This is a genomic window from Aquitalea sp. ASV11 (genome assembly GCF_016429185.1).
Lineage (GTDB): Bacteria > Pseudomonadota > Gammaproteobacteria > Burkholderiales > Chromobacteriaceae > Aquitalea > Aquitalea pelogenes.
This window is the reverse complement of record NZ_JAELUD010000085.1, coordinates 1-15,250: the sequence shown is the minus strand read 5'-3', so window position 1 is coordinate 15,250 and position 15,250 is coordinate 1. Positions and strand designations below refer to the sequence as shown.

At 60.6% G+C, this 15,250-nt stretch carries 15 protein-coding genes; 8 read left to right on the top strand and 7 right to left on the bottom strand.

The genetic code is table 11. From position 1 onward, the window contains the following. A partial coding sequence (locus JHD62_RS19065; RefSeq protein ID WP_199104216.1) for an FtsX-like permease family protein occupies positions 1–445 on the top strand: 445 nt, incomplete at its 5' end. 26 nt (positions 446–471) lie between these two features. Next, the gene (locus tag JHD62_RS19060; protein ID WP_199104215.1) at positions 472–1,845 is read left to right on the top strand and encodes an efflux transporter outer membrane subunit; all 1,374 of its coding nucleotides are present in this window, start codon (positions 472–474) and stop codon (positions 1,843–1,845) included. Between the two features lie 100 nt (positions 1,846–1,945). Here JHD62_RS19060 and JHD62_RS19055 read toward each other — a convergent pair whose 3' ends face one another. From JHD62_RS19055 to JHD62_RS19045, 3 genes are read right to left on the bottom strand one after another with little or no spacing between them, the layout of a single operon-like run. After that, positions 1,946–3,484: a DHA2 family efflux MFS transporter permease subunit gene (locus JHD62_RS19055; protein ID WP_199104214.1), complete on the bottom strand. Its 1,539-nt coding sequence runs from the start codon at positions 3,482–3,484 to the stop codon at positions 1,946–1,948. 6 nt (positions 3,485–3,490) lie between these two features. Beyond that, positions 3,491–4,639, bottom strand: coding sequence for an HlyD family efflux transporter periplasmic adaptor subunit (locus JHD62_RS19050; protein WP_199104213.1), 1,149 nt, complete (start codon positions 4,637–4,639; stop codon positions 3,491–3,493). Between the two features lie 35 nt (positions 4,640–4,674). Continuing rightward, complete coding sequence (locus tag JHD62_RS19045; protein ID WP_233161100.1) at positions 4,675–6,111, bottom strand: efflux transporter outer membrane subunit; 1,437 nt, start codon at positions 6,109–6,111, stop codon at positions 4,675–4,677. A 102-nt stretch (positions 6,112–6,213) separates the two neighbouring features. Here JHD62_RS19045 and JHD62_RS19040 point away from each other — a divergent pair, with 102 nt between their 5' ends. Further along, entirely contained in the window at positions 6,214–6,816 is a 603-nt protein-coding gene (locus JHD62_RS19040) for a TetR/AcrR family transcriptional regulator (protein ID WP_199104212.1), read from the top strand. 70 nt (positions 6,817–6,886) lie between these two features. On the opposite strand, the gene JHD62_RS19035 is transcribed toward JHD62_RS19040, so the two are convergent. Beyond that, positions 6,887–7,567, bottom strand: a complete 681-nt coding sequence (locus JHD62_RS19035; protein WP_370541092.1) for a GntR family transcriptional regulator — start codon at positions 7,565–7,567, stop codon at positions 6,887–6,889. A 193-nt stretch (positions 7,568–7,760) separates the two neighbouring features. Here JHD62_RS19035 and JHD62_RS19030 point away from each other — a divergent pair, with 193 nt between their 5' ends. Continuing rightward, positions 7,761–9,098 carry a glutamine synthetase family protein gene (locus tag JHD62_RS19030; RefSeq protein ID WP_199104211.1) on the top strand — a complete coding sequence of 446 codons (1,338 nt, stop codon included), beginning with the start codon at positions 7,761–7,763 and terminating at the stop codon, positions 9,096–9,098. Positions 9,099–9,146: 48 nt separating this feature from the next. Next, positions 9,147–10,508, top strand: a complete 1,362-nt coding sequence (locus JHD62_RS19025; RefSeq protein WP_199104210.1) for an aspartate aminotransferase family protein — start codon at positions 9,147–9,149, stop codon at positions 10,506–10,508. Between the two features lie 30 nt (positions 10,509–10,538). Here the strand turns inward: JHD62_RS19025 and JHD62_RS19020 are convergent, their stop codons facing one another. Then, positions 10,539–11,117, bottom strand: coding sequence for a flavin reductase family protein (locus JHD62_RS19020; protein ID WP_199104209.1), 579 nt, complete (start codon positions 11,115–11,117; stop codon positions 10,539–10,541). Between the two features lie 117 nt (positions 11,118–11,234). On the opposite strand from JHD62_RS19020, the gene JHD62_RS19015 reads away from it, so the two are divergent. The 3 genes from JHD62_RS19015 to JHD62_RS19005 all read left to right on the top strand — a co-directional run bounded on the left by JHD62_RS19015 (position 11,235) and on the right by JHD62_RS19005 (position 13,360). Further along, positions 11,235–11,438 carry a hypothetical protein gene (locus JHD62_RS19015; protein ID WP_045844807.1) on the top strand — a complete coding sequence of 68 codons (204 nt, stop codon included), beginning with the start codon at positions 11,235–11,237 and terminating at the stop codon, positions 11,436–11,438. Next, the gene (locus tag JHD62_RS19010) at positions 11,435–12,052 is read left to right on the top strand and encodes a PolC-type DNA polymerase III (RefSeq protein ID WP_233161099.1); all 618 of its coding nucleotides are present in this window, start codon (positions 11,435–11,437) and stop codon (positions 12,050–12,052) included. The genes JHD62_RS19015 and JHD62_RS19010 overlap by 4 nt, the downstream gene beginning before the upstream one ends. Before the next feature lie 210 nt (positions 12,053–12,262). After that, the gene (locus JHD62_RS19005) at positions 12,263–13,360 is read left to right on the top strand and encodes a linear amide C-N hydrolase (RefSeq protein ID WP_199104208.1); all 1,098 of its coding nucleotides are present in this window, start codon (positions 12,263–12,265) and stop codon (positions 13,358–13,360) included. Between the two features lie 74 nt (positions 13,361–13,434). Here JHD62_RS19005 and JHD62_RS19000 read toward each other — a convergent pair whose 3' ends face one another. Together JHD62_RS19000 and JHD62_RS18995 are read right to left on the bottom strand one after the other, a co-directional pair. Next, positions 13,435–15,003: an HD domain-containing phosphohydrolase gene (locus JHD62_RS19000; RefSeq protein ID WP_199104207.1), complete on the bottom strand. Its 1,569-nt coding sequence runs from the start codon at positions 15,001–15,003 to the stop codon at positions 13,435–13,437. Between the two features lie 2 nt (positions 15,004–15,005). Beyond that, positions 15,006–15,250 (bottom strand): HD domain-containing phosphohydrolase (locus JHD62_RS18995; protein ID WP_370541091.1); only part of this gene is annotated, 245 nt, incomplete at its 5' end.

Sequence of the window (15,250 nt, the reverse complement as noted above, 5' to 3'; positions counted from 1 at the left end):
GGACTTTTTCGTGATGAATACCGACAGCATCCGCCAGACCATTGCCAGCACCACCGCCACCATGACGCTGCTGGTATCGATGATTGCGGTGATTTCGCTGGTGGTTGGTGGCATTGGCGTGATGAACATCATGCTGGTCTCGGTGAGCGAGCGGACCCGTGAAATCGGCGTGTGCATGGCGGTGGGTGCGCGCCAGCGCGACATCATGCAGCAGTTTTTGATCGAGGCCGTGCTGGTATGCCTGCTGGGTGGAGCACTGGGCGTTGCCCTGTCGCTGGGCCTTGGCGTGCTGGTGGCCCGCCTCGCCAGCTTCAACATGGTTTACTCGCTGTCGTCCATTGTGGCGGCCTTTGCCTGCTCCACGCTGGTGGGTGTGCTGTTCGGCTATCTGCCGGCCCGCAATGCCGCTAGGCTGGACCCGGTGGTGGCGCTGTCCCGTGAATGAGCATCGCTACAGAACAGAATGACAGAATGAAAGCATCAAACTCCATCTTGCTGGCCTGCCTGTTACTCGCCGGTTGTGCCAGCATCACCGCTACGCCGTATCAGACACCGGCGCTTGCGCTGCCCGCACAATGGCAAACCAGCACGCAAGCGGCGACCAGTCCCGCGACAGCAGGAGACTGGTGGCAACAGTTTGGCGATGCCGAGCTGGACGCACTGATCAAACAGGTGCTGGCACGCAATAACGACCTGGCTGCCGCTGCCATCAAGGTGCGTCAGGCCATGCTGCAGGCAGACCTGGCCGATACCGACCTGGCACCCACGCCATCCTTCAGCCTGTCCAGCACGGCAAGCCGGCGCGTAGGTGGCGATGCCGTCAGCAGCCAGAGCCATTCGGCCAGCTTGTCGGTCAGCTATGAGCTGGACTTGTGGGGCAAGCTGGCACACCAGAGCGATGCCAAGGCCTGGGAGGCGCGTGCCACGGTGCAGGATATGACCAGCAGCCGCTTGAGCCTGATTGGCAGCACCATCAAGCTGTACTGGAAGCAAGCCTGGCTACGCCAGCGGCTGGCGCTGGGGCAGGCCAGCATCGATTACCAGCAGCAAGCCTTGCGACTGGTGCTGGCCAAGCAGCAGGCCGGTGCCGCGGCCGAGCTGGATGTGCTGACCGTGCGGCAAAGCCTGGCCAGCCAGCAAGCCAGCCTGCACGACTACCAGCAGCAACTGTCCGAGACGCAAAACGCACTGGCGATATTGCTGGACGGCCCGCCCAAGGGTGACATCGCCTTGCGTGCCAGCCTGCCAATGGCGGATCTGCCAGACGTGCCTGCCGGTTTGCCGGTTGCCCTGCTGGCGCGCCGTCCCGACCTGAGTGCTGCCGAATTGCGCCTGCGCGAAACACTGGCAACTGGCGATGCCACCCGTGCCTCGTACTATCCCGACTTTTCCCTGACCGGCAGCCTGGGCAGCAGCAGTACCCGTCTGGCACAGGTGCTGAGCAACCCGCTGGCCACGCTGGGTGCAGGCATCACCTTGCCGTTCTTGCAGTGGCGGCAGATGAAGCTGAACAACAGCATCAGCGAGGCTAACTACCAGCTGGCGGTGGTGAACTTCCGCCAGACTTTGTATTCTGCACTGGCTGACGTGGACAATGCCCTGTCCGCCCGCCAGCAGTACCGGCAGCAGGGCGAACGACTAACCCAGGCCGCCGTGCTGGCCGCGCGGGCGGAAAAGCTGTACCAGCTGCGCTATCAGGCGGGTGCGGCTCCGCTGAAAGACTGGCTGGATGCGCAAGAAACACGCCGTACCGCCGAGGTAAGCCTGCTGGAAAACCGTTATAACCGGCTGGTGAATCAGGTGACGCTGTATCAGGCCCTGGGTGGTGAGGCCAGCGCACAGTAAGGGTGTCCTTGCGGCAGCCATGTGGTGAGCCACGCTTGGCAAAATATGGAATGACAAAGCCCGGTGCATGCACCGGGCTTTTTGCTGCGTGTAGAGCTATTCAGTGTGCCTGACTGGTATCCGCCACACGGGTGGGGCGGGGCGCCAGCCAGATGGCGCAGGCCGCCACCACGAACGACAGACCGGTCAGCCAGAAAATCTGGTTGGTGGACAGCATGATGCTTTGCGACTGCAACAGCTGGTTGAGCTGGTTGCTGGCTGCATCCAGGCTCATGCCGCTACCCTGCAGGGTGCGCAGGGTGTCGCCACCGGGGTCGATGCTGCCTACCAGGTCGGCATGGTTGTAGCTGGCCTTGTCTTCCCAGGCGGTGGTCACCAGCGAAGTGGCAAAGGCACCGGATAATGTCCGCATGAAGCTCATCAAGCCTGCCGCCGAGGCCATTTCCTCCGGTTCCACGCTGGCCATGGCGAGGCCAGTGAGCGGCACAAAGAAGAAAGGCATGCCCACGCCCTGGAACAGCAAGGGCAAGGCCACCTGCCAGAAGCCCATGTCAGTGGTGGAAAAGCTGCGGTACAGGGTGACGCCACCCAGCCACATCACTCCCATGAATACCAGTGGGCGAGGATCGACACGTGTGGAGAGCTGCGCCACCAGCGGGGCAACCAGCACCGCCAGAATGCCGCTCATGGCGGTGGCGTGACCGGCTTCAGTGGCGGTGTAGCCCATATAGCTTTGCAGCCATTGCGGGGTCAGCACCGTTGCACCAAAGAAAGAGCCGAAAGCCAGCGAGATGGTGAGCACACTGGCCCAGTAGCCGCGGTGCCGGAATACCCGCAGATTCACCACCGGATTTTTCTCGGTCAGCTCCCATATCAGGAAGGCGGCAAAGCCGATGGCGGCGGTCACGGCCAGCGCCACGATCTCGGCGGAATTGAACCAGTCCAGGTTCTTGCCTTCATCCAGCATGATTTGCAGTGCCGCCACCCATACCACTAGTAAGCCAAGGCCAACAGCATCGACACGGATTTTTTCGCGCAGGCTTTCCTGACTTTTCAGCAATTGCCAGCCAGCGTAGCCACAGAGCATGGTAATGGGGACGTTGATCCAGAAAATCCACGGCCAGCTCACCTGGTCACACAACACGCCGCCCAGAATCGGTCCCATGATGGGGGCAATCAGCGTGGTCATGCTCCACAAGCCAATGGCGGCGCCGGTTTTTTCCTTGGGGAAAATCCGCAGCAACAGCGTCTGCGACATCGGCATCAGCGGGCCGCCTGCCAGGCCTTGCAGCACGCGGAACAGCACCAGCGTTTCCAGCGAGCCGGCCATGCCGCACAACAAGGAAAACAGGCCGAACAGAACCATGGAGCCGATAAACAGCCGCACCGTGCCCAGCCGCGCAGCCAGCCAGCCGGTGAGCGGCACGGTAATGGCCTCGGCCACCGCATAAGACGTAATGACGTAAGTCCCCTGGCTGGAGGATACCGCCAGCCCGCCGGCGATATTGGGAACCGACACATTGGCAATGGTGGTGTCCAGCACGGCGACAAAGTTGGCGGCGGCCAGCACCAGGGCGGCCAGCCACAGGGTGCCGCCTTCCAGTGGCTTGGGTGAAGCAGTAACGGAGCTGTCAGTCATGATGGCTTACTCGCTGGCGGTATCGATGGTGACTTCCATTGACAGGCCCACCTGCAGCGGATGGGCGCGCAGCTCTGCCGGGTCCAGTGCAATGCGGACCGGCAGGCGCTGTACTACCTTGATCCAGTTGCCGGTGGCGTTCTGTGCCGGAATGGTGGCGAATGCAGCGCCTGAGCCGCCGGACAAGCCGGCCACCTTGCCGTGGTAGGTGACACGGCTGCCATACAGGTCGGCGGTCAGCGTGGCGGGTTGGCCGATGCGTACCTTGTCCAGCTGCACTTCCTTGAAGTTGGCATCCACGTGCGCCTGCTGCAGCGGCACCACCGACAACAGCTGGCTGCCGGCCTGCACGCGCTGGCCGACCTGTGCCTGGCGCTTGGCCACCACGCCGTCCACCGGCGCGCGGATGATGGTGCGGGCCAGGTCCAGACGGGCCTGGTCACGCTTGGCGCGGGCCAGGGCCACTTCCGGGTTGGTGTCCACGGTGGTGTTGACGGTGAGAGTCTGGTTGGCCTTGAGCGAGCCTTGCGCGGCACGGGCATTGGCCTCGGCCTGTTTGGCAGCGGCTTCGGCTGCGGTCAGGTTGGCGCTGGCGGTGCTGAATACGTTCTGCGCATTGCTCAGCTCTTCGCCGGACACCGAACCGCTCTTGGCCAGCGCCTGACGGCGCTTGAGGTCCAGCTCGGCACGTTGCAGGTCGGCGCGGGCGGAAACCAGCTGGGCATTGCTGCGCGCCTGGTCGGCAATGCGGGCCTGTACCTGGGCCTGCAAACCTTCGTCACTGGCCAGATAGCCCTGCACGCGACGCTCGGCGCGCGCCAGTTCGGCTTCGGCCTGCGCCAGATTGAGGGCTGCATCCTTGTCGTCCAGCTTCACCAGGATGTCGCCGCGTTTTACCTGCTGGGTGTCGACGGCCAGTACTTCGCGCACTGTGCCGCTGACTTCCGGGGTGATTTGCGCCATTTCAACGGCCACATAGGCATTGTCGGTGCTGACATGGTGGGAGGCCACCAGGGTCCAGTAAGTGCCGGCACCAATGGCGGCAACGCCGACGACTGCGCCAAGCAGGGCAAACAGCTTCTTGCGCTTGGCCAGACGCAGGCTGTCGCTGTGCGGGGCATCGGAGGCGGGGAGGGCTTGGATATTTTCGCTCATGATGGTTCTCTGCAATTGTTGTATTCGGTTGGGGCTCAGGCTTGATAACCGCCGCCCAGGGCCTTGATCAGGTTGACGTCCAGCAGGAACAGCCGGGTTTCCAGGCTGGTGCTGCTGCGACGACTGGCAATCACGTTGTCTTCGGCATTCAGTACGTCCAGATAGCTGGCCAGACCACCCTGATAGCGGTTTTGCATTACCTGGTAGGACTCTTCGGCAGTTTTCAGAGCCAGGCGGCGCTGCTCCAGCTGCGGGCCCAGTTCCTGTTGCTGGGCCAGTACATCGGCCACGTCGTGCAAGGCCTGGGTGAGGGTCTGGTTGTAGCTGGCTACGGCGGCATCGTATTCGGCACGGGCCACGCGGTAGTTGCCTTGCAGGGCTCCGCCACGGAAAATCGGCAGCGAAATGGCCGGGCCGACCCCGCCAATGTCGGAACCGTTCTTGGTCAGATAGCTCAGCCCCAGCGACTGCACGCCCAGATAGGCAGACAGATTCACATTGGGGTAAAACGCAGCGCGGGCAACGTTGATACGGCTGGCGGCGGCTTCTGCGCGCAATCTGGCGGCGGCCAGGTCCGGACGGCGACCCAGCAAGTCCGCCTGCAAGGTGGCAGGCAAGCCTTGCGGATGCAGCAGGCTGGCAGCAGGGCGGCGCAGGTTCATGCCGCGATCCGGCCCGGCACCCATCAGGGCGGCAATGCTCAGCTTTTGCTGGGCAATGGCCTGGCGGGCGGCACTGAGGTCGGCATTGGCGGTGGCCTGGCGGGACTGGGCCTGACGCAGGGTGCCCATGGTTTCCAGACCATTGTCAAAACGTTGTTGCAGCAGTTGGGCGCTGTGCTGGCGCACGCTCAGAGCCTGTTCGGCGGCATCCTGCTCGGCGTACAGGCGGGCCAGTTCGGCATAGGCTGCGGCAATGGCGCTGGTCAGCGTCAGGCGGCTTTGTGCTGCCTCGGCCTGGGCTGCTGCCAGTTCCGAGCTGGCGGCAGCAATGGCGGAGCGGTTCTTGCCCCAGAAGTCGATTTCATAGCTGAAATCCAGTTCGACCTTGGCAGAGTTGTTGTAACCATGCGGAACAAAGGCAGCGGGAAAGCCGTTGTTATAGCTTTGCTTCATCTTGGTGACAGAGGTATTCAGGTCGAGGCTGGGCAGATTGCTGGCGCCAGTCTGTTCCGCCTGACCGGCAGCTTTGGCCAGACGAGCCTGGGCGGCGGCCAGGTCCGGCGACTGGCTCAGGGCTTCTTGCATGATGTCGTCGAGCTGGCCGTCCTGATAGCTTTGCCACCAGTTGCTGCTCATCCACTCAGCCGTGCTGGCTTGCAGGGTTTGCTGACTGGCCATGTCCTGCATGGTCTTGTTACGGGGCGCGGGGCCCAGGTCCGGCACGCTGGCACAACCGGCTAGCAGCAGGCTGCCTAGCATGGTCAGTTGTAGCAGGGTGCGCCGTGGGTGCATGCTTGATTGGGTATCCATTTTTTTGACATGGCCTTTAACTGTACTGTACGGTACAGTTATAATGTGCGACGTTGACGTCGTCAAGTAAAACCGTACAGTTCGGTACAATTTGGAGCAAAAATGCGAACAAAAAGTGAAGAGCGCCGTCAGGCAATGGTGGCAACAGCGGCGGAGTTGTTCCTGCAGCGTGGTTATGAGGCGACTTCCATGGCAGAAATCTGCAGCCGGGTAGGGGGTTCCAAAGCCACTTTGTACGGTTATTTCAAGTCCAAGGAGGAGCTGTTCCTCAGTGTGATGAAAATGCTGGCCGAAGAACGCATGTCACATGCCTATTCACGGCTGGTACCGGGCGGGGATATTGCGGCGGCTTTGCAGGCATTCGGAGAAAACTACCTGCAGGTGATTCTGGGCCCGGACCTGATGGCCATGCGCGGCATCATTGCGGGTGAACTGGTGCGTGCAGGTGCCGCCCAGCAGTTTTATGAGGCAGGCCCGCGTCAGGGCTGGAACAAGGTGGCGGCTTATCTGGAAGAGGAAATGCAGGCCGGCCGCCTGCGCCGCGCAGATGGCTGGATTGCTGCCATGCATTTGTTGTCGCTGATACAGGCGGAATATCAGCAGACATTCCTGGTTGGCGTGGTGAGCGAGGACGACCTGAAGCTGTTGCAACAGCGTGTGGCCAGAGGTGTGGAGATATTCATGGCCTGGTATGGGGTACAGTGAAGTCTTGCTGCTGTTGGCAAATAAAAAAACCGGGCTTTGGCCCGGTTTTTTCATGCTGACCGTGTGTAGCTCAGTTGCACAGTGTTTTCAGGTACTGCCCGGCATTGAACAGGTCGCGTTCGATGGCGCGGCGCACGGCGGACGGGTCCTTGCGGTGCAGGGCGCGCATCATGTCCTCATGGCAGTCGTTCATGATGCTCCACACATGCGGGTCCTGATGCAGCTGGTTGGAAATGGGGCCAACGTGCAGCCACACGCTTTCAATCAGGGACAACAGCATGGCAGAGCCGGAGGCGCGGTACAGCGTGACGTGGAAGTCTTCGTTTGCCGTTAGGTAGCCTTTGACATCGTGATTGCGGATGGCCTCGTCCATGGTGGCGGTCAGCTCCTCCAGCAGCTTGAGGTCGGTGCTGCTGAGGTTGCGTGCACCTTTTTCAGCCGCTTCACCTTCCAGCAGCATGCGGGTTTGGAGGATGTCGTCAAACTGGGTGCGGCTCAGTTGCGGGACGGTGACGCCGCAATTGGGAATGTTGGCCAGCGCCTTCTCTGCCACCAGGCGTTGCAGTGCGGTGCGCACCGGCATTTCGCCAACCTGCATGTCCTGAGCCAGTTGCTTGATCTTCAGCCGTTCGCCGGGCAGCCAGCGACCCAGTGACAGCCACTGGCGCAGGGTGGTGTAGGTTTCGTCCTGTAGTGTAGAGGAGGCGGTAGTCTTCATTGTCGGCGAGTCGTTGGTATTGGAATTTGTCACAAAGGATACCATAGCAATCATGGTGCTGTGATGCTTCACTTTTCAAGTTTTATTTGATCATAAATTGACATGCATCATTTGTCTTACTATGATGAATTCCAGCTTTTATTCCGGTATTTGCATTTGAATTCACATGGGTTGGTGCGGTGTTGGGAAAAGGGCTTTTTGCAGATTTGATCATAAAGGATAAAACATGCATGAGCATTTACAAAGCTTCATCCGAACACACAATATCCATGAAGTGGAATGCGTCATTCCGGATATGACCGGGGTGGCGCGTGGCAAGATTGTCCCCAAGGATCTGTTCCTTGCCGAAGAGAGCATGAAGATGTCCAAGGCGGTGCTCACCATTACCGTCAATGGTGAGTTTGCCGAATTCGAGCGCTTTGTCGGGGCGAACGATCCGGACATGGTGTGCGTGCCGGATGTCTCCTCCATTCGGCTGGTGCCCTGGGCTATCGAACCGGTGGCGGTGGTGATTCACGATTGTGAAGACTTCGACGGCAAGCCGGTGGGAATTTCACCACGTGCCGTATTGCGCAAGGTGCTGCAATTGTATGCCGACCGTGGCTGGCAGCCGGTGGTGGCTCCGGAAATGGAGTTTTACCTGATCCGGCAGAACAATAACCCGCATGAGCCTTTGCGTCCGCCCACCGGCCGTGCCGGGCGCTCCGAAGTAGGGCGTCAATCCTTCTCCATCGATGCCGTCAACGACTTCGACCCTTTCTTCCAGGAGCTGTCCACTTTCTGCCAGCAAGCCCAGCTCAATGTGGAAACGCTGATTCACGAAGTGGGCGCCTGCCAGATGGAAATCAATTTCACCCATGGCAATGCACTGGAACTGGCCGACCAGGTTTTCCTGTTCAAGCGTGCGGTGCGTGAAACCGCTTACCGGCACAATATCTTTGCCACTTTCATGGCCAAGCCGATGGAAGGCGAGCCCGGTAGTGCCATGCATATCCATCAAAGCATTGTCAGTACTGCAGATGGTCAGAACATCTTTTCCGCAGCTGATGGCAGCGCCACCCCCTTGTTCTTTCATCATATTGCCGGCATGCAGAAGTACCTGCCCATGGTGATGCCCATGCTGGCGCCCTACGTCAATTCCTACCGTCGCCTCAGTCGCCATGCCGCTGCGCCCATCAATGTGCGCTGGGGTTATGACAACCGGACTTGCGGCATCCGTATTCCGCCGTCCGGCCCCAATGCACGGCGGCTGGAAAACCGGGTGCCGGGCGTGGATGTGAACCCCTATCTGGCCATGGCCGCCACGCTGGCCTGCGGTTACCTCGGCATGGTGCAGGGCCTGATTCCCAGTGAACCGATGAGTGACAGCGCCTATGACCTGGATTTCGAGCTGCCGCGCAGCCTGGAAGACGCCGTGGCGCTGATGCAGGACTGCCCGGAGCTTGCGGATATTCTGGGCGAACAGTTTGTGCAGGCTTTTTGCGCGGTGAAGGAAAAGGAATTCGAAACCTTCAATCGTGGCATCACCGCCTGGGAACGCGAACACCTGCAACTGCACGTATGACATGATGGCGGGCTGCTGTCCGCACAGAACAAGATCAAGGAGAAAGCAATGACAACAACACGACACGGCATCAACTGGGACAAGGCCTTGCAACTGCACGCTGCCGAGCGCGAGCGCTTTATCGCGGCGCGCCCGCACTCGCAGCGGCTGTCGGCGCAAGCGGATCAGCATTTGCTGTTTGGTGTGCCGCTGCACTGGATGGATGACTGGTCCACCCCCTTCACCCTGTACGTGAAGCAGGCGCAGGGTGCCAGTTTTGAAGATGTGGATGGCAATCGCTATGTCGATTTCTGCCTGGGCGACACCGGTGCCATGTTCGGCCACGGCCCGGCCCCGGTGGCGCGCGCGGTGGCCGAGCAGGCAGCACGCGGTATCACCACCATGCTGCCGTCGGAAGATGCCGTCTGGGTGGCCACTGAGCTGGCGCGACGTTTTGGCCTGCCATACTGGCAGTTTGCCATGACCGCCACCGATGCCAACCGCTTCGCCCTGCGCTGGGCGCGGGCAGCTACCGGTCGTCAGCAGTTGCTGGTGTTCAATGGCTGCTATCACGGCACCATCGACGATGTGTTTGTCGATCTGGTGGATGGCAAGCCGGTGCAGCGTGCCAGCCTGCTGGGGCAGGTGTATGACCTGACCCAATACACCCGCGTGGTGGAATTCAACGATCTGGCCGCGCTGGAAGAGGCACTCAAGGACGGCCAGGTGGCCTGCCTGCTGGCCGAGCCTGCCATGACCAATATCGGCATGGTGCTGCCGGAACCGGGCTTCTGGGAGGCAGCGCAGGCACTATGCCGCCGCTACGGCACGCTGCTGATCATGGATGAAACCCATACCATCAGTACCGGCATGGGGGGCTATACCCGCGCTCACGGCCTGAAACCGGACATGATGGTGCTGGGCAAACCCATGGGCGGTGGCGTGCCGTGTGCGGTGTACGGTTTTTCCGAGGAAATGGCCAAACGCGCCCAGCAGGCGAAGCGCGAAGCGGTACCGGGCCACAGTGGCATCGGCACCACGCTGACCGCCAACATGCTGGCCATGGCGGCGATGCGGGCCAATCTGGCCGAGGTGATGACCGAACAAGCCTATACCCACATGTTTGCGCTGGCCGAGCAATTGGCCGCCGGCTTGCGTGCGGTGATTGCCCGTCATGCGCTGCCATGGTGTGTGACTCAAGTAGGCGCGCGCACCGAGTTCCAGTTCACCGCCACCCCGCCGCGTAATGGCAGCGAGGCAGATGCGATCCTGGATAGCGACATGGAGCACATCATCCACCTGTTCCTGCTCAACCGCGGGCTGTTGATCACGCCTTTCCACAATATGCTGCTGGTTTGCCCGCAAACCACGGTAGAAGATGTGGCACGACTGGTGACGGCGTTTGACGAATTCGTCAGCGCGGTTCGCTAAGACCGACCGGGCCGCCTGCGGGCGGCTTTTTTACTCAGCCTGCCTGGCGGCAACGGCAAACTGCTCGCCAATGCTGAAGAAGTTGCCACCCGCAATGTAGTGCAGGCTGCGTTTGTCATCGTGGCCATCAAACTGCCAATGGCCGTCGTGCCAGACATCCGGGTCCGCCCTGGCGGCCAGCACTTCGCCAATGAACAGGTCGTAGCGCTGCTGGTTGTGCGGCTCGCTGATGATGCGGCACTCCAGATAGGCAATGCAGCCGTCCACATGCGGTGCCGCAACGGCTTCGCCGGGCAGGGCGGTGAGACCGCTGACGGCAAACTTGTCCACCTCCTTGCCGCTGCAACTGCCTGCGGTCAATACCTGTTCAGCCTGGGCGCGGCAGGGAATATTCAGCACAAATTCGCCGGAAGCTTCCATCAGTTCACGGGTGTGAGTGGCCTTGTCCACCACCACCAGCACCTTGGGCGGGTCAAAGTCCAGCGGCATGGCCCAGGCGGCGGCCATCACGTTTTGTTCGCCCGCGTGGGCAGAGGAAACCAACACGGTCGGGCCGTGGTTCAGCAGGCGATAACTTTTGGCCAGATCAACAGCAACAAGCTTGGACATCGGTCTTTCCCGGTTCATGTTCAGCCGCTGATTCTAGCAATATCCATGCACCGCTGCCTCGTGTTTGGCAATAGCCGTGTACAATGCCGCCAGTTCAACATTTAGCGGAAAAAACCCATGTCCAAACGCAAGGAAGACGAGCTCGACCCGGATACCATTGCCCTGTTGCAATGGTGTGCCGAAGTGGAAGCCCTGTTTGTTGCCGCCGGTGCCAAGCCGGATGAGGCGCAGCAACAAATCGAAGAAAATGCCGAGTGGTTTACCGATATGTTCTTTGACGGCCTGAGCCCGGAAGAGGCAGCCAAGGCGGCATTGAATTGAGCAGCACATCACCTTGCTATGCGGTGCTCGACTTTGAAACCAGCGGCTTGTCGCCATCCGTTGGCAGCCGTGCCACTGAAATTGCCGTCGTGCTGTGGCAGGACGGTCGTGAGGTGGATCACTACCAGAGCCTGATGAATGCCGGCGTGCGGATTCCGGCGCAAATCGAACAGCTTACCGGCATCAGTAATGCCATGCTGCGCAGCGCGCCGCCGGTGGCTACCGTCATGCGCGAAGTGGCTGATTTTGTCGGCGACCTGCCGCTGGTAGCGCACAATGCGGCATTCGACCGCAAGTTCTGGGATCACGAGCTGGGCTTGCTCGGCCGGCAGCGGCGACAGGACTTTGCCTGCACCTTGCTGCTGGCACGGCGCTTGTTGCCGCAGGCGCCAGATCACAAACTGGGCACGCTCACCCGCTGGGCGGGGCTGCCCGATGCCGGACGCGCCCACCGTGCACTGGCGGATGCCCGCATGGCGGCACAGCTGCTGCAATACCTGCTGGAGACAGCGCAGCGCAAGCACGGTGCAGCACAACTCGACCACCGCCAGCTGTGCCAGTTGCAGAAGGTGAGTGCCGCCAGGGTAGCGGATTTCTTCATGCAGCATGCCTAGCCGGCTTGCAGGCTGGCCATGGCTGGCGTTCGACATCCGGGCCTGATGGCTATGGCGGCTGATGATGAATCGGCCCGCCAGCAAAGCGAAATTTCCAGACGCCAAACCGGACATCATGACATTCCGCTGCCGTAAACAGCATCCCTAGACTAATGGCTGGTATCGCCGTGCAGTTTTCCGGAGCGATACCGACTTTACTCGGGGGTTTTCATGTCCAAAGGTATTGCACCTCTCGCAATTGCCGCATCCCTTGCAGTTGCCTTGTCGCCAGCTGCCGAAGCCTGCACCCGCGTGCTGTGGAATACACAGCCCGGTTATCTGCTCAGTTCGCGCAATCTTGATTTCTTTGGCCCGGTCAGCCCTTCGCTGGTGCTGAGTCCGCGTGGTGTCAGCCGCATGGGTGCCACCGAAGAAAATGCAGCCCATACCGTACGCTGGAAGGCGCGCTATGGCAGCGTGGCTGTTTATGCTGACAATGTGTTTCCGATGGATGGCATGAACGAGAAGGGCCTGGTGGCGCATACCCTGTACTTTACCGGTGGTGCCGAACAGCCGCAGCCGGGCAAGCCGGGAAAGCCGGTACTGGAAAGCAGTCACTGGCTGAGCTTCATCCTGGATAACCATGCCACGGTAGCCGAAGCCGTTGCCGCCATCCGCAGTGTGCGACTGCTACCCAAACGCCTGCCCATCGACTATGCGTCGGACACCAAACACATTGCCATTGAGGACGCCAGCGGCGATTCGGCCATCATCGAAATCGTCAAGGGTGAAACCGTCATCCATCATGGCAGGCAGTTCACCGTGCTGACCAATCCGCCTGACTATGACACCATGCTGAAGCAGGAAAAGAAGTTTGCGGCCTCCACCTCCGAAACCATTCCCACCGGATGGCAGGCGGACGCCCGGCTGGTGCGGGCCAACTGGCTGCTCAAGACGCTGCCGCGCCCGGACAATGTCGAAGAAGCACGCGGCTTTCTGGCATCCATCATGCATAGTGTTGCCATGCCCATCGGCCTGATGGCAGACCCGCTGGATTTGTCGGTGGAAAAAGCCTACGAGCCGTATTCACGCTATCCGGCAGAAAACCGGGGCGTGGGTACCTACTGGACCACCACGGCCGACATGAAAAACATGCGCTATGCGTTTCAGTCTGCTTCGTCCATCAGCCCGGTCTGGCTGGATTTGCGTGACTTTGACTTTGCCCGGCTCAAGCAAACCAAAGCCATTTCGCGCCTGAACCTGTATGGCAGCAAGAACTGGGCTGGCAATGCACGCCAGCACTTGCAGGATGTGGCGGCTTATCACTGACCATGTGCATTCCTGCCGCTGTCAGCCTGGCAGGCCGTGTGACTGATGCCGGTAAGCGCTACTGCCTGCCGGTATCAGTCTCCGGCTTCCAGTGTCAGCAAGTGCGGGGTGAAGTCACCGCGCTCCAGCACCCGGATGCAGGCGTCCACCACATCCGGGTCCAGCTGGGTGCCGCGCATCAGGCGAATCTGGGCAATGGCCTGGCCAATGCCCAGTGCGGCACGGTAGGGGCGATCGGATGACATCGATTCGACAATGTCGGCTACGGTGAGGATGCGTGACTCTAGCAGTATGCTTTTGCCCGACAGGCCGAGCGGATAGCCGGAACCATCCAGATATTCGTGGTGCTGGCGAATGATGTCGGCAATGGGCCAGGGGAAGTCAATGTTTTTCAGGATGTGGTAACCGACTTCCGGATGGCGCTTGACCAGCGCAAATTCCACCGGATGCAGGCGGCTGGGTTTGCTGAGAATCTCGGCTGGCACTTCAATCTTGCCCAGATCATGCACCACGCCGCTCAGGTACAAGCCACGCAGCCGGTGTGCATCCAGGCGTAATTCCTGGCCAATCAGCACTGCAAGTTCGGCCACGTGTTTCTGATGGCCAGCGGTGTAAGGGTCGCGCTGTTCCAGTACCGAGGCAATGGCAGCCAATGCCTTTTCCAGCGCATTTTCCAGTACCTGGGCATGGGCTGCCTGCTCCTGCAAGGACTGCTGATACGCCACCCGGGTGCGGCGCGACTGGATGCCGAACTGTACATTGCGTGTCAGTTCTTCAAAAACCTGCACCTCCACCGGGCTGAATGACTGCTCGGCGCCACCGTAAACTGCCAGCGCGCAGATCAGGTCCGGTCCTGCCACCAGCGGGATGGCGACAATGGCGTGCAGCCCGTGCTGGCTGGCCAGCGCCTTCCATGGCTGGAAGCTGGGGTGCTGTTGCAATGCATGGATATTGATGGTGTTGCCCTGGCGGATGCAGCTGGCAATCGGGCCGTCATTGCTGGCGGAGTCCTTGGTCCAGCAAATATCCAGCTGTTCGCTGTATGCATGGGCAGTACCGGCAGCGGCCAGTACTTGCAAACGCTGTTGTTGCAGGTCCTGCATGCCGGCTATCAGGGCCAGCGGGTAGCGCTGGTCGGCAACGATGGCATCACACACGGCTTGCAGCAAGGCCTGTTCGTCACTGGCCTGTACCAGGGCCTGATTGGTACGGCTATTGGCTTGCAGCGCCCAGGCGCGGCGCTGCATTTCATCATGGTCCTGCTTTTGCTGGGTGATGTCCTTGAAAATGACAGTCAGGCCTATGCACAGCCCTGCGTCGTCGAAAATGGGTGATTTGCTGGTTTCCAGCCAGCAGTGCTTGCCATCCAGCATGTAAGGCTCTTGCAGCACCACGGCAACGCCGCTGGCAATCACTTTCTGATCGTCTGCCTGATAACTGGCTGCCAGTGCTGGCGGGAAAAAATCGTGGTCGGTCTTGCCGAAAATGTCTTCGATGCGGATGCCCAGATCATCGGCAAAACGCTGGTTGCAGGTGATGAAGCGGGAGTGGGTGTCCTTGATGACGACCCGGTCCGGCAGTTGCCGGATGGCAGCCTGCAGGGTGTAGTCGGCAAATGGCATGCTTGTGCTACGGGCGTCCATGTTCAGCTTTTTCTTTTATGGTCCGGCAGTTGATAGCCATGTTCGTCAAATAGTGCCAGGCAGGCATCAACCACGGCGGGGTCGTACACGCTGCCCTTGTATTGTTGCAACTGTGCCAGCGCCTGGGCCTGACCCAGCTGGCGACGGAAGGGGCGATGCGACATCATGGCCTCCATGCTGTCGGCGACGTGGATGATGCGTGCTTCCAGCAGGATTTCATCGCCGCGCAAACCGCGCGGATAACCGC